Here is a 21745-nt window from a genome sequence, read left to right as displayed (position 1 = left end):
ATGCAGCCCCCGGGAAAACGCACTACCTACAACGTCCCGGCGTCCGCCTGGAGGACGGACACAAGTCAGTACAACGTGCTCAGGATCGACGTGGTGAGCGGGTCGGGGATCTCCGGCTTCCTCAGTGCGGGCACCGCGATCGACGCGATCGACCTGCTGACGTGAGCTGACGGAGCATCACGTCCCACGCGTCCACTGCTGGTTCGTTCCTCCGTTGCACGTGTACGTGATGATCGCGGCGGAGTTGGCGGTGGACGCGCCATTCACGTCCAGGCACTCACCGCTCGCGCGGGACCTGATGGTGACGAAGGAGCCGGCGGTGGTGACCGACCACTGCTGGCTCGTCGCCGAGGCGTCGCAGTTCTCCTGCGTGACGTCGGTGGCGTTCTCCCGCACGCACAGCGCGCTGTTCCGGGCCATCAGCTGGAAGTAGCCACTGCCGACGGACTTGAACCAGTACCTCTGGTTGCTGCCGCCGTTGCAGTCGTACTGCTTGATCTGGGCGCCCTGCCACAGCGACCGGCTGGTCACGTCGGCGCACCGGGAGGAGTGCCGGGCGGTCAGCGTGTTGTACGTGGCACTCGTGCCGCCGACCGATCCGGTGGCCGTGTCGATGGTGACCTCCGGGGACCAGGACATGGACATCGTGGTCGAGGACGGGAAGGTCAGCGGCAGCCACACATAGCGGGAGTCGTTCACCAGCCCGCCGAAGGAGTTGCCCCAGCGGTCGCCCATGTAGAGGTACGAGGTGCCCGAACTCCCCTGCACGGGAAGGACGTACGCCGTCTGCGAGCCGTACGTCGTCGAGTCGCCGATGTTCCTCATGGCGGTCCAGGGACCGGAGAGGCTGGTGGCGGTGGCGTACTGCTGCTGGTTGGGGTTCCAGCCGGTCGCTCCCGAAGTGAGCATGAAGTAGACCCCGTTGCGCTTGAACAGCGCCGGGGCCTCGCGGTGGCCGCCGTGCCAGGGGTCGGCGACCAGGGCGGCGATGCCGGTGTAGTCGTTGGTCAGCCGGTAGATGTGCAGGTCGTAGTTCTCGCGGGCCGCGGAGACCATGTAGCCGGTGCCGTCGGTGTCGACGAAGACCGTGATGTCGCGGGACATGTGCTGGCCGAGCGGGCGGAAGCTGCCCTGCCAGGTGTAGTCGCCGTCGACGGTGTCGGAGACGGCGACGGCGGCGCGGGCCTCGCTGTAGTTGACGCCGTTCTCCTTGTGCATCCACATCACGAACTTGCCGGTGGCCGCGTTGTACATGACCTTGGGCCGCTCGATGTTGGCGACGGCGAGTTCGGAGTGGGTGGACTGGGTCAGGACGTGGCGCCGGAACTCCCAGTTCTTCAGGTCGGTGGAGCGGTAGGCGGAGACGTAGCGGAAGGTGTTGTCGGCGTTGCGGTTCTCGCCGAACCAGTAGTAGTGGCTGCCGACCTTGATGACCCCGCCGCCGTGCGCGTGCACGGGGTTGCCGCTCGTGTCGGTGAACTGTGTACCGGTGACGACGGTCTGGGGCGCCGCCTGCGCCGGTCCCGCGGTCACGAGGGCCGCGGCCAGGGCCAGACAGAGGGCGAGGAGGGTGGCGTACGCACGTCTCATCTCAGTCTCTCTCCTTGAGCGTGTCGGCCACGGGGATGCCGAAGTCGGGGGTGCCGTCGGGCTTCCAGCCGAGGCGCTGGACGCGGGTGTGGCGGTTGGGGTCGTTCAGCGGGTCGCCGGTGATCTCCTTGTACTGGCGGGCGTGGTAGACGAGGACGTCGGTGCGGCCGTCCTCGGCGACGGTGAAGCTGTTGTGGCCGGGGCCGTACTGCCTGGTCGTGTCGTTGCTGGTGAAGACGGGCGTGGGCGACTTGGACCAGTTCGCGGGGTTCATCAGGTCGGCGTCGGCGTCCACGGTGAGCAGGCCGAGGCAGTAGTTGTGGTCGGTCGCGCTGGCCGAGTACGACATGAAGAGCCGGCCGTTGCGCTTGATGACCGCCGGTCCTTCGTTGACCTTGAAGCCGATGGTCTCCCAGTCGTACTCCGGTGTGGTGAGCCGGACCTGAGGTCCCGTCAGAGTGAGCGGGTCGGCCATCTTCGACAGCCACACCGCCGTGTTGTTGTCCATGCCGGGCTCGTGCTGCGCCCAGGCGAGGTAGCGGGTGCCGCAGTGGGTGAAGGTGGTGGCGTCGAGGGAGAAGGTCTCCCAGGCGGTCTTCAGCTGCCCCCGCTCGACCCACGTGCCCTTGAAGGGGTCGGGGTGGGCGTTCTCCAGGACCCACATGCGGATCGCCCAGATGTCCTCGGCGGGCGCGGAGGCGAAGTAGATGTACCACTTGCCGTCGATGTGGTGGATCTCCGGCGCCCAGATGTGCGCGCCCATGACTCCGGTGGCGTGCTTGCGCCAGATGACGGACTCTTCGGCGCTCGCGAGTCCGCGCAGGGTGCGGGAGCGACGCAGGATGATCCGGTCGTACTCGGGTGACGTGGCCGTGAAGTAGTAACGGCGGTCGGTGTGGCGGTGGATGTGGGGGTCGGCGCGGTTGAGGACCAGGGGGTTGACATAGGGGGCGGCAGCGCCCGGGCCCGCCGCCGAACTCGCGGCGTGCGCCACGGCCGGCACGGCCGACAGGGCTCCTGCGGCCAGGGCGCCCTTCAGCAGCAGTCGTCTGGGGGTGAGTTCGGACGGGTCGTCCTCGCGGCTCGTTTCGCGGCTCATGCGGACTGCCTCTCGTGTGGTGGGGGGACACAGGAAACACAAAAGAAAACAGAAACGTTCGACATTTCGCACAAGATCAGTCATTCCGAACGCCGAAAAGGTAAGGGCGTGTTACGGCGAGGTCAACGGGTCGGGCGGGATTCGGACGGGATCGGATGGGATCAAGCGGGATCAGGCGGGATCGGACGAACAAACCCGCCCGCAGATTTCTGTTATTACTCAGGAGTCCGGCACGTCTCCCCTGACGTGCGCAGCAACACGGAGAAGACAGCAGCGGGTGTCGGCGCCCTGGTGGCCCTCGTCCTCATCGGTACGGCGCCGGTCGCGACGGCCGCGCCCGCAGGGGCCCGGGACGTCACCGCCGACGTACTCGCGGACCGGGACATCACACTCACCGGGGACACGGTCGTCACCGTGCCGTCCGGGACGACGACGTACGACGGCGTGTTCCGCGGCGAGGGCACACTCACGGTGCGCGGCAGCGGAACGCTGATCCTGACGAAGGACAGCGACTTCACCCTGCCCAAGTCCCGGCAGCGGCAGAAGGTGAGCATCCCCGGCGGCAACCACCCGTACGTCACCGTCAGCAACCCGGACCCGCCGGCCATCACCGTGGAGAAGGGAGCCACCCTCCAGTACGGCGACGGCGGTACGGCCGGGCTGATCGGCCACTTCCCGTACAACACCCCGGCGTTCCGGCTCAACCAGGACAACATCCGCGTCGACGGCACCCTGCGGCTGTCCCTGAAGAGCGCCTACAACCTGGGCACCATCAGCGGCTCCGGGCTCGTCACCCAGCCGAGGTTCCTCTGGGGCACCTGGGACCTGTCGGGCACGCACCCCTTCTCCGGGGTGATCGACAACGGTACGCAGGTGAACGGAGGGCGGCCGGAGTTCGCGACCTCGCTGCCGAACGTCCGCAAGGTCCTCAACCAGGGCACGTGGACCGTGGACACGCCGCTCGGCCAGACGGTCACCGTGAGGATGGACTTCTACCAGCGCGAGTACGGCAGCGACATCAACGTCCAGTCCCGGCCCGGCAGCAAGGTCGTGCTCACCGGCCAGTACAGCTGGTCGAACCAGGGCGGCGACACCAACCCCTCACTCAGCGACCCCGCGCTGAACTGGACGCCCGCGCACAAGAACATCAACAAGCGCGGCACCAACATCAAGGGCGCCAACGTCCAGTGGGGCGACGGCACCACCAACAAGATCTTCATGCCGGGCACCGCCGAGACCGTCTACATCAACCTGCTGGCGGCCCGCGAGCGTTCGAAGCTCACGTTCGACTACAACGGCCCGGTCACCCTGGGCGCCCCCATCGGCGGCGGCGTCTTCCACGACACGCTGTCCTCGCCCGGCGCCGGGGACATCGTCATCAAGGGGAGGAAGGGCAACGACGTCACCTTCGCCGCCATCCAGTACTACAACGGCTCGACGACCATCGAGAAGGGCGCCGTCCTGCGGCTCGGCAGCGGCAGGTCGGGCGGCGACGGCGGGCTCTACACCAAGGGCGACCTCTACAAGGTCGTCAACGACGGGTCGCTGGTCGTCCGGAATACGGCAACTCCCGTCGCGCTGTCCCGAATCAGCGGAAGCGGCTCCCTCACCCAGTCGGGCGCCGCGAAGACGACGCTGACGGGCAGCGCGGTGACGTACACCGGCAGGACGACGGTCACGCGAGGCACGCTGGCCCTGGCCGACGGGGCGACTCTCTCGCGGAGCAGGGCGATCCGGCTCACGTCGAAGGGCGCCCGCCTGGACGTGGGTACGGCGGGACTGCGGGTGACGACCACCCTGTCCGGCAAGGGCACGGTGAAGGGCTCGGTGACGAACGAGGGCAAGGTCTCCGGCCCGCTCACCGTGACCGGCGACTACCGGCAGAGCGCCAAGGGCAAACTGGTGCTGCGCGGCAAGCCGTTGAAGGTGGCCGGGGCGGTCCGTCTCGCCGGGGACGTCGACCTCTCGGCCGTAGCAGGCAGCCCGGCCCGTGCGATCACCCTCCTCGATCACACGGGCCGGGCCAGGACCAGCGGCACGTTCAGCGGTCTGCGCGAGGGCGCCAAGGTGAAGCTCGCCGGCAAGACGTACCGGATCAGCTATCGCGGGGGCGACGGCAACGACGTCGTACTGAAGAAGGCCGCCGCCAAGGCGAGCCCGTCCCCGAAGGCCAAGGCGGCCACGGAGCCGGGCACTCCGGGCGCCAATGGCTCCGCTGCCGACGAGACCGGCACGCAGAACACGAGCGCCTCGGGCAGCGACGGGCTCGGCTGGTGGCCGTACGCCCTGCTGCTGGCCCTCCTGCCCGGACTCCTGTTCCCGCTGGCGAGGCGAGGCCGGGGGCGAGGCCGGCGCCGGGCACGGCGGTGAGCGCCTGCGCTTCCTCCTGGTCCGTACGGGAATCCGCACGAGGGCTGCGCGGCGGCCTCTGACGCCTCCTCCGTGGTCTCCCGGCGTCCACGCAGCCACACGTACACGGGGCTACCCGCGAACAAGAACGGCACGCCCTGGCAGACGGCTGCGTAACCGGCGCCCGCGATCAGCCAGAAGGAGAAGGCGAAGGACAGGGCGGAGACCGTCAGGTCGCGGACCAGGCCGAGGGGGCGGACCTGCTCGCGGGTGCCGCGGGCCGGCCAGTACAGCTGGGCGGCGGCCGAGAGCAGGTAGGGGACGCAGCCGGTGAACGTGGTGATGAGGACGAGGACGCGGAAGGTGGTGTCCGGGCCCGCCGTGTGGTTGAGGCCGATGAGCAGCGTGTCGGCTTCCCGAACAGCAGCGCCGGCAGCACCGCCTCGACGGACAGCACGACTGACGCGGCGTCCCACATGGTGGGCGATCTGTTCATGTGGTGGACATGTGCAGGGTTCGGCCGCCGCTTCGATTAGCGTCGTGACATGACCAGCGACACCTCTCCCGGGCTCGCCGAGGCCCTCGCCGCCGGGGCGCTCGTCCTCGACGGCGGTATGTCCAACCAGCTCGAATCGGCCGGGCACGACCTGAGCGACGAGCTGTGGTCGGCGCGGCTGCTCGCCGAGCGGCCCGAGGCGATCACGGCGGCCCACCTCGCCTACTTCGAGGCGGGCGCGAACGTGGCGATCACCTCCAGCTACCAGGCCACCTTCGACGGGTTCGCCAAGCGCGGGATCAGCCGTGAGCGGGCCGCCGAGCTGCTCGGCCTGAGCGTGGAGCTGGCCCGGGAGGCCGCGCGCCGCGCCCGGACCCAGAAGCCTCTGTGGGTGGCCGCGTCCGTCGGGCCGTACGGGGCGATGCTCGCGGACGGCTCCGAGTACCGGGGGCGGTACGGGCGACGCGTCGCCGAGCTGGAGCGCTTCCACCGGCCCCGCCTGGAGGTCCTCGCCGCGGCCGAGCCGGACGTCCTCGCCCTGGAGACCGTCCCCGACGCGGACGAGGCCGAGGCCCTGCTCCGCGCGGTCCGCGGCCTCGGGGTCCCGGCCTGGCTGTCGTACACGGTCTCCGGCGACCGCACCCGCGCGGGCCAGCCCCTGGAGGATGCCTTCGCCCTGGCCGCCGACGCCGACGAGATCATCGCGGTCGGCGTGAACTGCTGCGCCCCCGAGGACGTCGACGGCGCCATTGCGACCGCGGTCCGCGTGGCGGGCAAGCCGGTCGTGGTGTACCCGAACAGCGGGGAGGCGTGGGACGCCGAAGCCCGGGCGTGGACCGGCAGTTCCACGTTCACCACCGAGCAGGTCACCGGCTGGGAGCGGGCCGGGGCCCGGCTGATCGGGGGGTGCTGCCGGGTGGGGCCGGGCGCGATCTCGGCGATCGAGAAGGCCCTGAGTTCCGCGTAGCTCCTGCGAAGCACGGGCTCAAGGGGCATCAAGGGGCACTTCACCGGCGGCCGGTGATGGACTCCCTGATGCCCCGGACACCGGGGCGCCGACGCGGGCTCAAGTCCTCGTCATCTCAAGGGCTTTCGTGGCATCGACGCCCGGGGCGACATCCGGGTGGGCGCCGACTGGTGTACGCGGCGGCCGGCGGACCCGGACCCGGACCCGGACCTCGGCGACAGCCCGGTTCGGAGTGGCCGAGCGGCCGAGGTTCGCGGCGGAGGAGGCGGCCCGAGCCCCGGTCCGAGAGCCGGGGCAACAGTCAGGGCCGCCGAAGGCCACCGACGCGGCGGAAACGCCGTACGACTGACAACGGGACCTTACCCCGTGCGAACTCTGTGCGTGCGGAGCCCCCGGAGACGGCCTTCACGTCGGAGGGCGGCTGCCCCACGTCCGCCTCCCAGAGCGCGAACTCGCGGTCGCGCGGTCCGAGGACAGTGTGCGGCTCCCCCGAGCCGAAGATCCGGACCGGGTGCGTGGCGTCCCAGGCCGGCCAGCCCGGGTCGCCGTCGACCGCGAACCGCACCCACGCCGCGTGCATCGCGTCGGCGAGCTCCTGCGGGGCGCCCTCGCCCGCGAGTTTCGCCGACTCGGGTACGTCGGCGGTGTCGAAGACGAAGCCGAGCTCCAGGGCGTGACAGGCGCCGAGGCCGGGCACGTGGGACGGCCAGGCGAACTCGTAGACGTACGAACGGGCTTGTCCGCTACGGGAGATACGGGAGTTGGCCAGGCGGTGGAGCGGGAGACGCAGGAGGTGGTCGGTGACCATCTGGCCGACGATCTCGGCGGTGCCGGCGTCCGGGTGGAGTTCGCGGTAGCCGCGGGGGACGGCGGGCCCGCAGTGGCAGCGGGCGCGGGCCCCGGCGAGGGCGACCGCGCCGAGGCGGTCGACGCGTTCGAGGAGGCCGCCCGGGACGAGCCAGAGCCGGTACTCCTCACTGGTCCAGCCCATGATCAGGTCGACGTCATGGGCGGCGCCACCCTCGACCAGGGCCTCCAGCGGGTCGCGCGGTACGAGGTCGCCGTCGGTGACGATGCCGAAGGCGGGCCCGCCGAGCACGGGGCTGCTGAGCCTTCCCGTCTCGGCCTGAGCCTCGGCGAGGGCCGTGCGGTCGACGGCGGCGAAGGCCTCGGCGGTCGCCGGGACCTTCAGCCGGGCGGCCATCCGGCGCACCATACGCCGTACCTTGTCGCGGTCGGACGCCTCGGGCAGCCCGCTCTGCAGGACCGCCCGCCGGAACAGGCCCTGGGCCCGTGGACTGGCCAGCAGCGCGCCGATACTGATGGCGCCGGCGGACTCGCCGAAGACGGTCACCCGGTCCGGGTCGCCGCCGAACCCGGCGATCGCGTCCCGCACCCACTCCAGCGCGGCCAGCTGGTCGCGCAGGCCGGGGTTGGGCGGGGCGTCCGGGAAGAGGCCGTAGCCCTCGACGCCCAGCCGGTAGTTGATCGAGACGAGGACGACGCCGTCGCGGGCGAAGGCCCGGCCGTCGTAGACCGGCACGGCCGAGGAACCGCGGGTCAGCGCCCCGCCGTGGATCCACACCAGCACCGGGAGCCGGGCCCCGCGGCCCGGCTCCGGCGTCCACACATTCAGGTTCAGGCAGTCGTCGCCGGGGACCACGGGGTCGGAGAGGAGCCGGGCGAACGCCTCCGAGTACGGCGGCTTCGGCGGTGTCGGCCCGAACGCGCCCGCGTCCCGCACCCCGTCCCAGGGCTCGGGCGGCACGGGCGGCCGGAACCGGCGGGGGCCGAAGGGGGGCGCCGCGTAGGGGACGCCCCGGAACACGGCGACGCCGTGGTCGTACCGGCCCCGTACAGCACCGTACGGCGTGCTCACCACGGGGTCTGCCCGGACTGCTGTCATCCGTCCACCAGCCTCCTCACCGCGCTCGTGCACCGCGAAGATCAGAGCAACTCATTGTGGCCCGATATTCCGGTGCACGAGCGGGTGTGGCGGCTATTTGGCGTACATCAGTGTGCCGAAGCCCAGCTGGTCGTAGCCGCCGCTGTTGGGGCCGTAGTCGCCGCCACCTCCCTCCGCGTAGTTCGCCCGGGCGATGCGCTGCAGGTACGGGACGGAATGGTTGCGACGCCGCCGGTAGTGGGAGTCGAGCATGGCCCACACCGGGCGGGGCTGGCTGCGCGCGATGTCGGAGATCGCCGTGTGTTCCCTGTAGTCGCAGTTGACGCCGGTGCCCCAGGTGTACCGCGTGAACGGCACGGTCTCATTGAGGTTGTACTTGGCGACGTACTGAGCGGCCTTCATGAACCGGTTGCCGTCCCAGCCGTACAGGTCGTCGCCCTGGTTCCAGGCCATCTCGCAGATCGCGCCCATCTGGCCCATGCCCATGACGGTGTGGCCCTGGTCGCGGCCGGACTCCTGCCACTGGCCGAGGTCGTGACCCTCGACGTTCGGGTGCAGGAACGGCACGGCGTTGCGGATGGCGCCGTTGCCCGCGCCGTTCTTGAAGTAGTTGACGGCCTGGTCGTACTTGGCGCCGTCGTCGCACAGAATGCCGATGGCCAGGACGGACGCGATGTTGCACAGGTCCCAGTTCGCCCAGTAGTTGGTGATGCAGGCGCCGTTGTGCTGGGTGAGGAACTGGTTGTTGAGCGCGTAGAAGACGTTGCGCATCATGTTCTGGAACCGGCCGAGGTCGAAGCCCGCGTATCCGCGCATGAGTTCGGCCGCGTTGGCGAACTGCCAGCCGTAGATCCCCGCGGCGAGGAACCGGTCGGCGTTTCCGGTGACGGTGGTGAGCCTCGCCGACCAGGCGTTGAGGATCCGCACGGCGCAGTCGGCGTTGTCGCGGGTGCCGCCCACGTGCCAGCGCAACGCGTTCTGGTAGGCGGCGGCGATGTCGTTGTAGAGGATGCCGTAGTTCTGGCCGTCACCTCCCCGGACGATGGTTTCCTGCGGGTTCGGGGTCCAGGTGGACCGCGAGTGGGAGTTGTCGGTCAGGCGTTGCCAGCCGGCACGCCACGGGTCGTCGCCCGCGGCGACCCTGACCCTGGCCCGGTTGATGTCACCGGCGTTGTGCAGCATGCCGGGGTGGGTGAAGGCGGCCGGCGCCGCGCTCGCCGTGGCGCCGGCTGTGGCGCCGATGGCGAGCGCGGCGGTGAGTCCGCCGGCGGTCCTGAGCAGACCGCGGCGGCTCGACTCGGGCGTGCGTTCGGGCGTGTGGAGGTGCTGGTGGGGGGAAGTGCGGCTCATCGCTGTGCATCTCCAATCCGTGGGGGGATCTAGGGGGTGTTTCGACAGTCCTGTGCGGTGCCCGCGGTGTCCGGTGCGTGCTCTCGGCGCGCCGGACGAAAGCCCTCGTACTGGACGTACTTGGGCTTTCGGCTGGTGCGGCGAGAGTGCGTGCCGGGCGCCGTGGGTGCTGTGCGGGACTGTCGAAACACCCCCTAGAGGGGCGTGATGCTCACCTCGTCGAACTCGGTGGTGCAGCGGGTCAGCGGGCTGCGGGAGCAGACCACGAGGCCCACGTAGTAGGGGGCGTCACCGAATCCGGGGACCTCGCCGGAGGCGAGGGTGGTCCAGGTGGCGCCGTCATCGGTGGACAGGGCCGCGGTGAAGGTGGTGCCGGTGCGCCTCAGCCGCAGCAGACCGGGCAGGGTGGCCGGTCCGTTGCCGGTGAAGGTCGACCGTCCGGCCACGGTGGTGCGCAGCATGAGCTGTGCGGTGGTCCCGCCGGTGACGATCGTTCCGGCGGCCTGGTCGAACGGCGACAGGGACTTGGCCATCAGCAGGCCCACCCGGTCGCCGGTGGTTCCGGTACGGGAGACCAGCCGGGCGGTGACCTCGCAGTCGCCGGTGACGGGGCGCCGTACGAACTGGCCCGTCATTCCCTGGTTGTTGATGGTCAGGTCGGTCCCGGCGCCGCGCACGACGAAGGTCCCGTCCTGGTATGCGGTGCTGCCGGGGGTGGCGACGTAGGCCACGCCGTAGGTGCCGAGTTCGCGCTCGTCGACGACCACGTCGCCGAGGTCGCCGTACGTCCAGGGGGCGGGCGGCGGGGTGTCGACGGTGAGGGTGAGGGTGGAGGTCGCCGTGCCCGCCGCGTTGGCCGCGGTGGTCGTGACGGTGAACTCTCCCTTCCCGGTGGGCGTTCCGGAGACCAGACCGGTGCGCGGGTCGAGGCGCAGGCCGTCGGGCAGTCCGCGCGCGGTGAACCGTACGGGGTCGTGCGAGGCCAGCAGCAGATGGCCGAACTCGACGCCCCGGTTCGCGAACGCGGTGTCCCGGGAGGTGAACTCCGGCTTCGACGGGGTCGGCATCTCGGCGTGGGCCGGCGCCGAACGCGGGCCGCGGCCGTCGCAGTTGGTCTTGACGACGGAGTAGTGGTACGTCGTGCCGGGTGTGCCGGTGGCGTCCGTGTACCGGATGCGGGTGCCGAAGCCGACCGGGGCGATGCCGTTCGCGAGCGCCGTGTACGGGCCCGCCGCGTCCGTGGCCCGCAGCACCGTGTACGTCGCCGAGAGGTCCGGGTCGGTCCAGCTGAGCTCGACGGCGTCGGCGCCGGTGGCCGCCCGCAGGTCGGTGGCCGTGTGCGCGGGGCGCGGCGTGCTCCAGACCTCGCCGGTGGCCGACGAGGTCACGCAGACGTTGTCGAAGGCGCCGGTGCCGGTCTCGGCGTACTCCTCGTCGACGCCCAGGCAGGAGGTGAGGACCAGGCCCGCGTGGGTGGCGCGCCCCAGCTCGACCTCGGTGGAGCCGACTTCGGTCCAGTGGATGCCGTCCGGGGAGATGGAGCCGGTGCAGCGCCGGCCCTTGCGCTCCACGCGCACCCAGTACGGCGCCCGCAGCCGGTAGCCGTCGCCCGCGCCCTCGACGTAGGGCGCCAGAAGCGGGGTCGCCGACTCCGGCAGCGCGCCCAGGTCGGAGATCGGGAACGCGGCCGAGCTGGTGATCGCCTGCTGCTGGGAGGGCGGCACGGGCGTGCTGCCGGTGCCGGAGACGGGTGCCCCGTCCGAGGGGCGGACGCTCCACACGCCGCTCCACGTGTGCAGCGGCAGCCCCTGGATCAGCATCGAGGCGTGCGCGGCGTCCGGGTCGAGGGAGTCGCGGACGGTGACCCCGATCTTTGAGTACTGGGAGCTGAGCGGGAACACGATCCGCGCGGTGACCGTGCCGTTTCCGTACAGCGGCAGGTGCGCCAGCCGGTAGGTGTCCGCGGTACCGCTCGCCTCCAGCACGAAGCGTTCGCCGTCGAAGGCGGCGGAGCCGGGGATCTTCACCTTCCCCAGGTCCCGGGTCGACCAGGGCCCGGGGAGACCGGCGGTGGCCGCGGTCCAGGGGGAAGCCGCGCTGGTGCCACGGGAGTTGGTGGCGGTGACCGTGTAGTAGTACGTGCGGCCGGGGCGGACGTCGTGGTCGGTGAACCGCACCGCCTCGATCCCGGACGCCAGCTTCTCGTACGGCCCCTCGGGGCCGGTGGCGCGCCGGACCGTGTAGCCGGTCGCCCACGCGGAGGGCAGCCAGGACACGGTGACCGCGTGCTTGTCGCCGACCGAGGTGATCCCGGCGGGAGCCGTCGGCGCGGCGGGTGAGGCGGTCGCCGTCCCCGCGTAGGTGAGTGTGCCGTAGCCGGGGTGGTCCTCCTGGTAGCCCTCCACCACGCGTGCTCCGTCCGTGCCCCGGAACACGGCCTTCTCGGTGTAGGGGGCGGGCTTGCCGAGGCGGCCCGCGTAGTGCGCGTACGCCATCTCCCACAACGGCCGGAACCGTCCGCGCTGCCGGTCGTTGACGGACGTCTTGATGTACTTGCCCGTGCGGTCGAGATCGGGCGTGAACGGTACGGAGTCGTCGCCGAGGTTGTAGCGGGCGAAGTACTCGAAGTTGGCGAGGATGCGGTCGTCCGCGAAGCCGTACAGGTCGACGCCCTGCTGCCAGGCGACCTCCGCCGCGTCCGAGAGGAGGCCGAGGGCGAGCTGCTCGTGGGCCTGGTCGCGGCCGGACTCCTGGCCCTGCCCGGCGGCGGTGACGACGCGGTGCAGGACCGAGCCGTTGCCGGCGCCGGCCACCGCGAAGCGCAGCGCGTCCTCGAACATCACCCGGTTGTCGCAGAACACGGCGATGGCGAGGATCGTGCGCAGTGCGCCGAGGTCCCAGTTGCCGTTGGCGTAGAGGCAGTAGCCGGACAGGGACGGGTACCAGACGTCGGTGAAGGAGCGCTCGCAGCGCCGTATCGACTCCTCGGACCAGCCGTCGTAGCCGCTGTGCCGGAGGATCTCGGCGGCGTTGACGAGCTTGAAGCCCTGGATTCCGGCCCCGAGTTGCCCGTCGGCGCCGGTGATGCCGGTGAGGGAGGCGGCCCAGACGTCCAGGATGTCGCGGGCCTTGTCGGCGTGGCGTACGTCGCCGGTGACCGCCCACATGAGGGCGTTGTGGTACGCGGCGGCCGCGTCGTCGGCGGCCTGGCGGGTCCAGTCGGTGGGGCCACGGCCCCAGGTGTCGATCTGTCCGGTGTTGCGGATGCCGTAGGTGTGCTGGGAGCGGAAGTCTGCGGCCAGCGCGGCGAAGCCGGAGGCGATCGGCTCGCGGGCGTCCGCCACGGCGGACTTCATCCGGTCCAGGTCCTCGCGGGAGTGGAGGAGGCCGGGGTGGGCGAAGGCGAACGCCTTGTCGGTGGCCTGGGCCCACGCGGGCGTGGCGAAGGCGGACAGCAGTCCGGCTCCGGCCGCGGTCGCGAGACCGGCCGCGCCGAGGAACGTCCGTCTGTTGAGGGAATGCACGGGCTACTCCTGGCTTACGGGTGCTGCACGGTGATCTTGAGGGACTTGGTCGCCGTACCCACGGTGTTCGTGGCCGAGACGGTGACCGTGTAGGTGCCGGGGACCCGCGGGGTTCCGGAGATCTGGCCCGTGCTCTTGTCGACCTTGAGGCCCGGGGGCAGCCCGTCGGCGTCGAACGACGTCGGCAGCGCGGTCGCGGTGACGAGGTGGTTGAAGACCTGGCGCGCGGTGGCCGTGGCCGCGCCCGCGCTGGTGATCTCGGGGGCGGTGGTCGACGCGGCCGTGGCGGCGTCCAGGAAGCGGAGGTCCTTCACGTGCTCGTTGACGAACATCGGCACCTGGTCCTGGGTCAGGAACCAGCGGGGCTTCTCCTTCATGTTGTCGGAGATGACCAGGCCGTTGATCGCCAGGTTCTGGAAGGTGAGGTTCTTGATGGGGCGGTCGTCGTCGTAACCGACCACAATCGCCATGTTGGCGTGCGTGCCGTCGTACGTCAGGTTCCGCACGTACACGTCCTCGATGCCCCGGCCGGGCGAGGCGTTGTAGCGGTTGGCCATGACCCGCATGTTGATCAGCTGGCCCCAGGTGAAGTCCTCGACCCGGACGTCCTGGATGCGCACGTTGCGGATGAGGTTGCTGTCGCCGGGGTTCAGGGCGAAGCAGCCCTGGTAGAGGACCTGCGGCTCGCGGTGCTGGAGGACGTCGATGTTGCTGAAGACGATGTTCTCGATGGTCTCGGGCTTCTCCGGGTTGCCGTGGGTGCCCATGTTCACCGGGTGCGCGACGTCGGCCCACAGGGTGGAGTTGCGGACGGTGACGTTGCGGGTGTCGCCGTACCAGTCCCAGCGGTGGGCGTAGATGGCGATGCAGTCGTCGCTGTTGCGCATGAAGACGCCCTCGATCAACACGTCCTCACTGCAGAACACGTCGATGCCGTCGCCCCACTGGCCACTGCTGTAGGAGTGCACGTTGCGGACGGTGACCTGCTTCGACTGGCCGATGGTGCAGGTGTAGCCGGTGCGCGGGTTGAGGACGAGGATGCCGTCGATCTCGATGTTCCTGGAGAACGACACCCGGGTCGCGGCGTCGGAGTCATGGATGATGCCGCGGCCGAGCAGCCGGGCGTTCTCGACGTTGGTGAATTCCACCCGGGCCTTGAGGACCGCACCGCCGGCCAGGTACACCGTCTTGCCGCTGGGCACCTTCACCACGCCGCCCGGGGCGGTGTGGATGCCGGGGCCGAAGTAGATGACGTCGGGGTCGCTCTCCTCGGGCCGGGTCTTCTCGATCGGGTTGGCGTGCAGCTGAAGGTTGTCGTAGAGGTCGCCGTCGATCTCGATGGAGAGGTTGCGCGGCTCGGTGAGGCTGAAGCGGATGGTGTCGCCGTCGACGTCGTGCGCGATGTCGTACGACAGCGGGCGGATGCGCGCCGAGCCGATGGTGCCCTTGGAGGAGGTGACCTGGACCTCGACGGTGCCGGTGAAGTCGAGGCTGGCGACCGAGGAGCTCCGGACGATGCCGGACCCCGTCTTCTCGTTGATGGTCTTGGTGGTGGCGCGGAGAACGGGGACGTCCTGCCACTCGCCGCCGGGCTTGCGGGCCTTGACCTTGAAGCTGGAGTTGAGCGGCACTCCGGTCGGGAGGGGGTACACCACCAGCCGGTCGGCGGCCTCCGGCCTGTCCTCCGCGCTCGCGGTGCCGGCCGCCGCGCCGATCAGGGAGTACGCGGCGGCGGTGGCGCCCGCGGCCTGGATGAGAGTGCGGCGGGTCAGGCCGGTGCCCTGGGTGTCATTCATAAGGAAGGTCCTTAAGTCGGCAAGTCAGCGGGGTCCCGGGTGCGGTAAACAGGTAGGAACCGTTTGCTACAGGCGAGTGGGCAGAGCTTGTTCCGGTATGGAATGTGCGTCAAGGGTCTTGGTCGACTTTCGAAAACTTCGCGCAACACGCACGACACGTCCGGTGGGCCTGACGGCCCGGTCTGTGGCGGCTGCCAAAGGTGCGTTGACCTGGCCTCTTGTCCAAGCTGGGCGTCGCGGAGCCCGAGTGTCGGGCAGCGGGGGAGGGAGGGCATGGAGTAGGTCCGGCGAGTGGAGGGTCCGGTGCGTCGACGGGCAGGCACGCGGCCACGGTCGACCGCACAGTGATTGACCCTCGCTCCGGCCGGGACCTACGGTAGAAGGCGCTTTCAGAAAATGTTTCCCCACGCCTCCCAGGAGAGTCATGCACAGCGCCCCCCTGCCCAGGGCCGTGTTCGCCATGGATCCGGTGCACCTCCCCCTGCTCTTCCCCGAGCCCCTCATGGCGCGCCTGCGGCGGACGGCCGAGCTCGACCCCTCATTCGTCGTACAGGACTTCGCCGACCCGGCCGCCGCCCCAGCACTGGCCCACGCCGAGGTGCTGATCACCGGCTGGGGCTGCCCCCACCTCGACGCGCACACCCTGGCCGCGGCACCCGGACTGCGCACGGTGCTGCACGCGGCGGGCTCCGTCCGCTCACTGGTCGGCGAGGCTCTGTGGAAGCAGGGAGTCACCGTCTCCAGCGCGGTCACCGGCAACGCGCTGCCGGTCGCGGAGTACACGCTCGCCATGATCCTGCTGGCCGGGAAGGACACCTTCACCTACCGCGAGCGCTACCGCGCCACGCACACCTACCCGTCCTCCGCCGAGACCACGGCCATCGGCAACGTCGGCCGCCGGATCGGCGTCATCGGGGCCTCGCGCGTGGGCCGCCGGCTCCTCGAACTGCTGCGGCCGTACGACTTCGAGGTCCTGCTCCACGACCCCTACGTGGACACCGTCGAAGCCCTGACGCTGGGCGCCGGGCTGGTGTCCCTGGAGGACCTGCTGAGCCTCAGCGACATCGTGAGCCTGCACGCCCCGGACATCCCAGAGACGCAGCGCATGCTCGACCGGGGCCGGCTCGCGCTCATCAGGGACGGCGGCGTGCTGATCAACACCTCGCGGGGCGCGCTGGTCGACCCCGACGCCCTCACCGACGAGCTGGTCTCCGGCCGGCTGAGCGCGATCCTGGACGTCACCGAACCCGAGCCGCTGCCGGCCGCCTCTCCGTTGTACCGGCTGCCCAACGTCTTTCTCACGCCGCACATCGCGGGGTCACTGGGGAACGAGCTGGAGCGGCTCGGGGAGATTGTGGTCGAGGAGCTGGAGCGGGTGGTCGCGGGGGTGCCGTTGGTGCATGAGGTGCGGCATTCGGATTTGGATCGGGTTGCGTGAGGGGGCGTTTGGTGGGGCGTTTGGCTGTGGGGCAACCTGCTTTGGTGGGCCGTTTGGCCATGAGGCAACCCGCGCGCACCTTTTTTGGCTCGTTCGCCTCCGGGGCGCCACAGCCGGTGTCGAGAGCCCGACCGTGCTCAGCCCTCCTTCGTCGGGCCTGCGCGCGCTCGGGCTCTCGACACCGGCGCGCCCCTACGGCTCTCTCGCGGCCGACGCGTTGCGAGACGTGCTGTTGCACGGCCCGCATCGTTCGTTGGTCGCGGGCCGGTCTGGCCGGAGTAACCATGGGATACGGTTTCGGCACCGTTGGGGGGCGGGAACCCGGCCTCCACGGCGATCGGGCCACAACGATGAAGGAGCCGCGAGGGTGAGTCAGCGCAAGACGCCCAGTGACGCGGGACGGGCGACCATCCGCGACGTGGCGGAACGCGCCGGCGTCTCCGTGGCGAGCGTGTCACGTGTCCTGTCCGGCAACTACCCGGTCTCGGACGAGCTGCGCCGCCGGGTGATGAAGGTCGTCCAGGACCTGGACTACGTCACCAACGCCCACGCCCGCTCCCTGGCCGGCGGCGGCACGCCGACGGTGGCCATCCTCATCAACAACATCACGGGTGCCGCCTTCGCCCACGTGGCGAAGGGGGTCGAGAGCGCCGCCACGCTGCGCGGCTGGCTGTCGCTGGTCGGCACCACCGGCGACGACCCCGAGCGGGAACTCACGCTGGTGAACCTCATGCGCCAGCAGGGCGTCGCGGCGGTGATCCTGCTCGGCGGGGCGTACGACTACGACGAGTACCAGCTGCGCATGGCCCGCTTCGCCCGCTCCCTCGACGCGGCAGGCTCCCACCTGGTCCTGGTCGGCAGACCGCCCCTGCAGGGCGACGTACCGGCGACGACGGTCGACTACGACAACGAGTCCGGCGCCTACGCGATGGCCAGCCATCTGCTGTCGGCCGGTCACCGCAAGATCCTGATCCTGCCGGGCCACGCCGAACTCACGACGGCGCAGAGCCGGCTGAGGGGCGCCCGGCGGGCCTTCGAGGCGTACGGCGTGCCCTTCGATCCGGGCATGGTGCGCCACGGCCCGTACGACTACGGGCACGGGTACGAGGCCGTCGAGACGGGGCTGCGGGAGCAGGCGGACTTCACCGCGGTGCTCGCCGGGACCGACGTGGTCGCCGCGGGGGCCATGCAGGCCCTGCGCGCGGGCGGGCTGCGCGTGCCCGAGGACGTGTCGATCGTCGGCTACGACGACATTCCGCTGGCCTCCCAGCTCACCCCCCGGCTGACCACCGTGCACGTGCCGTACGAGGAGATGGGGCGCGCCGCCCTGCGCGCCGTGGCCGACCGGCACGAGGCCGGGGGGCGGCGCAAGAGCGGCGGCGACGGGGAGCATCTGGTGCTGGGCACCCATGTGGTCGTCCGGCGCTCCGTGCTGCCGCCTCCGCCGCGCGGAGGACGGCGGGAGTGACGAGTCGATGAGAGCACGGTTGGCTGCGCACATGGTCGCGCGGGCCGTCGCATGGGTGGTCGCACGGATGGCGACGCGGGTGGCGTCTCGGGTCGCGTCTCGGGTGGCGACGCGGGCGACTGTAGGCACCGCGCAGGGCTTACGCGTAGCGATCTTTTCGTAAACGTTTTCCGGAGTTTTTTCCCAGCCGTCGAGGGACGCGTCCACTCCTCGGCGCCCCGCTCCCAGAACTCGCCGTACTGCCTGTGACCTGCATAAATGCGTCATGCCGTGCGATCAAGACCAGCACGCGCAGGCCAGCCTCTTAGAACACACAGCCGTAACAAATTTCCGCACACCTCTTGCCACGAGGAAACCGGTCACCTACGTTCCCAGCAACCGCTTACTACAGCTTCCGCTGGGCCGGTTCCCCGCAACCGCGAGCCGACAGATTCCGGCCGCCGTTCCTGGCCAGCACAGAGCCGCCGTCCTCGTTCTGAGAACGCCTGATTTTCGAAGGATCACGGTCAGATGAACTCCACCAGCTCCCGGAGAAGGTTCACCCGCACCGCCATTGCGGGCCTCGCGCTCACTGGTCTGCTCTCCGCCTGTGGCGGATCCGAGTCCGGGGACGACACGTCCTCGGAGTCCTCCGGCCCGGTCACCCTCGACTTCTGGGGCTGGGCCAACGGCCATGAGGCCGTCGTCAAGGCGTTCAACGCCGCCCATGAGGACGTCAAGCTCAAGTACACCAAGGTCACCGACCAGCTGACCATGCAGAAGCAGCTGACCAACGCCGTCAAGGCGAACAACGCGCCGTGCCTGCTGCAGAACACCGGCGAGTACGTGACGAGCTGGGTCTCGCAGGGCGCCCTCGCCGACATCACCGAGTACGTCGAGTCCAGCAAGGACAAGTTCAACCCCGGCTCGTGGGCCGTCGGCCAGGTCCAGGGCAAGGTCTACGGCGTCCCCACCAGCTCGGCGCCCGCCTTCACCATCTACCGCACCGACCTCTTCAAGAAGTACGGGCTGGACGCGCCCGAGACCTGGGACGACTTCATCGCCGCGGGCAAGGAGCTGAAGAAGCACGACATCAAGATCACCAACTACGCCGGTGAGGACCCGAGCACGCTGGAGGTGCTCGCCATGCAGGCCGGGGCGCACTGGTACAGCATCGACGGCGACTCCTGGGTGGTGAACTTCGAGGACGAGGGCAGCCTCAAGGCGGCGGAGGTGATCCAGGAGATCATCGACAACGACCTGAACTCCAAGCTCTCCTTCGCGGACTACGCGGCCGTGCAGCGCAACTACGACGAGGGCGGCACCGCGACCCGGCACATCTCCACCTGGCAGATGTCCGGCATGGTGCAGAACTTCACCGAGTCCTTCGGCCAGTGGGCGCTGGCCCCGTGGCCCACGTACAAGGGCGAGGAGCCCAAGACGCCGGCCGGGACCAACCAGAGCGGTGGGCTGACCCTGGTGACCGAGCAGTGCGGGAACAAGGAGCAGGCCGCCGAGGCGGCGCTGTGGATGTCCACCGACGCCGGTGCGGTCAAGACCATGGCGAGCCCGGAGACCGGCAGCGGTCTGATGCCCGCGGTGGCCGACACCAGCGCGTACGTCGCCGAGGCGATCCCCGAGAAGCTGCTCGGCAAGAACTACGAGCCGGCCCAGACGGTCGTCACGGACAGCATGAACACCATCACCGACGACTGGACCTTCGGCCCGAACTGGACCGCGATGTTCACGGAGATGCAGGACGAGTGGGCCAAGGTCGTCAGCAAGGAGCAGAAGGTGACCGACCTGCTCGCCCACATGCAGGAGTGGACGGTCCGGGACCTGCAGCAGCGCGGCATCAGCGTCAAGGGCTGAGGCACACTCGATGATTCGCTCCCAGCGCTGGAAGGGTGCCGCGTTCACGGTGCCCTTCCAGCTCGGCTTCGTCTTCCTCTATCTGCTTCCGATCGGCTACGCGGTCCACCAGTCGCTGTTCCTGCAGAAGCACTCCGGGCTCGGGCTCGGCGGCGCGACCACGGAGTTCGTCGGGCTGGAGAACTACCAGCAGGGCCTGACCGACTCGGCGTTCATGGGCTCCATCCTGCGGGTGGTGCTGTTCGCCTGTGTCCAGATCCCGTTCATGCTGATCGTCAGCCTGGTGCTGGCGCTCTTCCTGGACTCGGTCACCTCGAAGGTGGCCGGCCGGTTCCGGATTCTGCTGCTGGTCCCGTACATGATCCCCGGGGTGGTCGCGGCCATCGTGTGGGTGAACCTGTACAGCCCCGAGGTGGGCCCGCTGACTCCGATCGGCCAGTTGTTCGGGTTCGACTGGAACTTCTTCGCGCCCTCCATGGTGTGGCCGGCCATCGGCAACCTGCTGACCTGGCACGGCATCGGCTACAACATGGTGATCATCTACGCGGCGCTCCAGGGCGTACCCCGCGAGCTGTTCGAGGCCGCGCGGCTCGACGGCGCCTCGGAGCTGCGGATCGCGCTGAGCATCAAGATCCCGTTCGTGCGCGGCGCGCTCGTCCTCACCGCTCTGCTGTCGATCATCCAGATGCTGCAGATCTTCAACGAGCCCGCGCTGTTCCGGAACGTGACCCCCGAGACGGTCAGCGACAGCTTCACCCCGATCATGGTCATCTACAACCAGGCGTTCAACGCCGCCAACTACAACTACGCCGCCGCCCTCTCGGTGCTACTCGCCCTGATCCTCGGCGTCGCGTCCTTCCTCTTCTACCGGCTGACCTCGCGGGAGGCGGACTGATGGCGCTGACGGAAAACCGTAAGGAAAACGGCACAGGAAACGGCACGGGAAACGGCACGGACAGCGGCAAGGACAGCGGCAAGGAAAGTCCTATGGAAAACGGCGGCGAGCCGCCCCGCGGGGGCTCCGTGCGGCGGATCACCCGCCCGGACCCGGCCGCGCGCTCCCGGGGCGGCCAGCGCTTCCTCCTCGTCGGCCTGGCCCTGGCCAGCGCGTACAGCCTGTTTCCGGTGTACTGGCTGATCATCGCCGCGACCAAGGACCGCGTCGGGCTGTACCAGAGCAACGGGCTGTGGTTCTCCGACTTCCACCTCTGGGACAACCTGACCCAGGTGTTCACGTACGACGACGGCATCTTCCTGCGCTGGACCGCCAACTCGTTCCTGTACGCCGGTGTCGGCTCCCTCGGCGGCACGCTCATCGCCCTCGCCACGGGTTACGGGCTTGCCCGGTTCGACTTCCCCGGGCGGGGGCTGGTGTTCGCGTCCGTGGTCGGTTCCTTCCTCATCCCGATCGCGCTGCTCACCCTGCCGCTGTACCTGCTGTTCTCGGCGATCGGCCTGGTCGACACCCCCTGGGCGATGCTGATCCCCTGTCTGATCAACCCGTTCAGCGTGTACCTGGCCAAGGTGTACACGGAGGCGACGATCCCGTTCGAGCTGCTTGAGGCGGCCCGTATCGACGGCGCCGGTGAGCTGCGGATCTTCTTCAGCATCGTGCTGCGGATGATGACCACGGGCGGCGCCACCGTCTTCCTGCTCGCCTTCGTCAACACCTGGAACGCGTTCTTCCTCCCCCTGACCGTGCTGCGCGGCGAGGAGAACTGGACGCTCAACCTGGGTCTGTACAACTGGTCCGGCAAACGGCTGGAGTCGGGTATCGACGTGACCAGCCTCGTCCTGACCGGCGCGCTGCTGTCCATCATCCCGATGGCGATCATGATGGTCGCGATGCGCCGCTACTGGCGCTCGGGCGTGACCCTGGGAGCCCTCAAGTGACCGTCGTTCCGGGAGCCT

The 21745-nt window shown here is 69.8% G+C and carries 13 protein-coding genes and 1 pseudogene; 7 read left to right on the top strand and 7 right to left on the bottom strand.

The annotated features are described in order from the left end of the window. Positions 1 to 177 precede the first annotated feature (177 nt). Entirely contained in the window at positions 178 to 1590 is a 1413-nt protein-coding gene (locus ACWD3C_RS02680; RefSeq protein WP_451139292.1) for a family 43 glycosylhydrolase, read from the bottom strand. Between the two features lies 1 nt (position 1591). Beyond that, positions 1592 to 2689 carry a glycoside hydrolase family 43 protein gene (locus ACWD3C_RS02675; RefSeq protein WP_451139290.1) on the bottom strand — a complete coding sequence of 366 codons (1098 nt, stop codon included), beginning with the start codon at positions 2687 to 2689 and terminating at the stop codon, positions 1592 to 1594. 246 nt (positions 2690 to 2935) lie between these two features. On the opposite strand from ACWD3C_RS02675, the gene ACWD3C_RS02670 reads away from it, so the two are divergent. Continuing rightward, complete coding sequence (locus ACWD3C_RS02670) at positions 2936 to 5059, top strand: autotransporter (protein ID WP_451139288.1); 2124 nt, start codon at positions 2936 to 2938, stop codon at positions 5057 to 5059. 47 nt (positions 5060 to 5106) lie between these two features. On the opposite strand, the pseudogene ACWD3C_RS02665 reads toward ACWD3C_RS02670, so the two are convergent. Beyond that, positions 5107 to 5490 (bottom strand): annotated as a pseudogene (locus tag ACWD3C_RS02665) (amino acid permease); the annotation flags it as partial. Between the two features lie 93 nt (positions 5491 to 5583). On the opposite strand from ACWD3C_RS02665, the gene mmuM reads away from it, so the two are divergent. Then, complete coding sequence (mmuM, locus tag ACWD3C_RS02660) at positions 5584 to 6501, top strand: homocysteine S-methyltransferase (RefSeq protein ID WP_451139286.1); 918 nt, start codon at positions 5584 to 5586, stop codon at positions 6499 to 6501. Positions 6502 to 6802: 301 nt separating this feature from the next. Here the strand turns inward: mmuM and ACWD3C_RS02655 are convergent, their stop codons facing one another. The 4 genes from ACWD3C_RS02655 to ACWD3C_RS02640 form a co-directional block, all read right to left on the bottom strand. After that, positions 6803 to 8407 (bottom strand): carboxylesterase/lipase family protein, encoded by a 1605-nt coding sequence (locus ACWD3C_RS02655; protein ID WP_451139284.1) that lies wholly within the window; start codon positions 8405 to 8407, stop codon positions 6803 to 6805. 93 nt (positions 8408 to 8500) lie between these two features. Beyond that, positions 8501 to 9757 (bottom strand): alginate lyase family protein, encoded by a 1257-nt coding sequence (locus ACWD3C_RS02650; protein ID WP_451139282.1) that lies wholly within the window; start codon positions 9755 to 9757, stop codon positions 8501 to 8503. A 194-nt stretch (positions 9758 to 9951) separates the two neighbouring features. Beyond that, entirely contained in the window at positions 9952 to 13281 is a 3330-nt protein-coding gene (locus ACWD3C_RS02645) for an alginate lyase family protein (protein ID WP_451139280.1), read from the bottom strand. Between the two features lie 14 nt (positions 13282 to 13295). Then, positions 13296 to 15077, bottom strand: a complete 1782-nt coding sequence (locus tag ACWD3C_RS02640) for a putative Ig domain-containing protein (RefSeq protein ID WP_451139278.1) — start codon at positions 15075 to 15077, stop codon at positions 13296 to 13298. Between the two features lie 424 nt (positions 15078 to 15501). Between ACWD3C_RS02640 and ACWD3C_RS02635 the strand changes: the two genes are divergently transcribed. The 5 genes from ACWD3C_RS02635 (at position 15502) to ACWD3C_RS02615 (ending at position 21727) form a co-directional block, all read left to right on the top strand. Further along, complete coding sequence (locus tag ACWD3C_RS02635; RefSeq protein ID WP_451139276.1) at positions 15502 to 16515, top strand: hydroxyacid dehydrogenase; 1014 nt, start codon at positions 15502 to 15504, stop codon at positions 16513 to 16515. 367 nt (positions 16516 to 16882) lie between these two features. After that, entirely contained in the window at positions 16883 to 17983 is a 1101-nt protein-coding gene (locus ACWD3C_RS02630; protein WP_451139274.1) for a LacI family DNA-binding transcriptional regulator, read from the top strand. Positions 17984 to 18493: 510 nt separating this feature from the next. Continuing rightward, positions 18494 to 19834: an ABC transporter substrate-binding protein gene (locus ACWD3C_RS02625; protein WP_451139272.1), complete on the top strand. Its 1341-nt coding sequence runs from the start codon at positions 18494 to 18496 to the stop codon at positions 19832 to 19834. A 10-nt stretch (positions 19835 to 19844) separates the two neighbouring features. Next, complete coding sequence (locus ACWD3C_RS02620) at positions 19845 to 20729, top strand: carbohydrate ABC transporter permease (protein WP_451139270.1); 885 nt, start codon at positions 19845 to 19847, stop codon at positions 20727 to 20729. 92 nt (positions 20730 to 20821) lie between these two features. After that, positions 20822 to 21727, top strand: coding sequence for a carbohydrate ABC transporter permease (locus tag ACWD3C_RS02615; protein ID WP_451139608.1), 906 nt, complete (start codon positions 20822 to 20824; stop codon positions 21725 to 21727). Positions 21728 to 21745: the final 18 nt, after the last annotated feature.

It is taken from the genome of Streptomyces sp. NPDC002845 (genome assembly GCF_053591955.1).
This window is presented reverse-complemented; position numbering and strand designations above follow the sequence as displayed.

Bases quoted from the DNA above. Each gene is read 5' to 3' on its own strand.
- ACWD3C_RS02680 (WP_451139292.1), bottom strand. From the start codon at position 1,590: ATGAGACGTGCGTACGCCACCCTCCTCGCCCTCTGTCTGGCCCTGGCC.
- ACWD3C_RS02675 (WP_451139290.1), bottom strand. From the start codon at position 2,689: ATGAGCCGCGAAACGAGCCGCGAGGACGACCCGTCCGAACTCACCCCC.
- mmuM (WP_451139286.1), top strand. From the start codon at position 5,584: ATGACCAGCGACACCTCTCCCGGGCTCGCCGAGGCCCTCGCCGCCGGG.
- ACWD3C_RS02655 (WP_451139284.1), bottom strand. From the start codon at position 8,407: ATGACAGCAGTCCGGGCAGACCCCGTGGTGAGCACGCCGTACGGTGCT.
- ACWD3C_RS02650 (WP_451139282.1), bottom strand. From the start codon at position 9,757: ATGAGCCGCACTTCCCCCCACCAGCACCTCCACACGCCCGAACGCACG.
- ACWD3C_RS02640 (WP_451139278.1), bottom strand. From the start codon at position 15,077: ATGAATGACACCCAGGGCACCGGCCTGACCCGCCGCACTCTCATCCAG.
- ACWD3C_RS02635 (WP_451139276.1), top strand. From the start codon at position 15,502: ATGCACAGCGCCCCCCTGCCCAGGGCCGTGTTCGCCATGGATCCGGTG.
- ACWD3C_RS02625 (WP_451139272.1), top strand. From the start codon at position 18,494: ATGAACTCCACCAGCTCCCGGAGAAGGTTCACCCGCACCGCCATTGCG.
- ACWD3C_RS02620 (WP_451139270.1), top strand. From the start codon at position 19,845: ATGATTCGCTCCCAGCGCTGGAAGGGTGCCGCGTTCACGGTGCCCTTC.
- ACWD3C_RS02615 (WP_451139608.1), top strand. From the start codon at position 20,822: ATGGAAAACGGCGGCGAGCCGCCCCGCGGGGGCTCCGTGCGGCGGATC.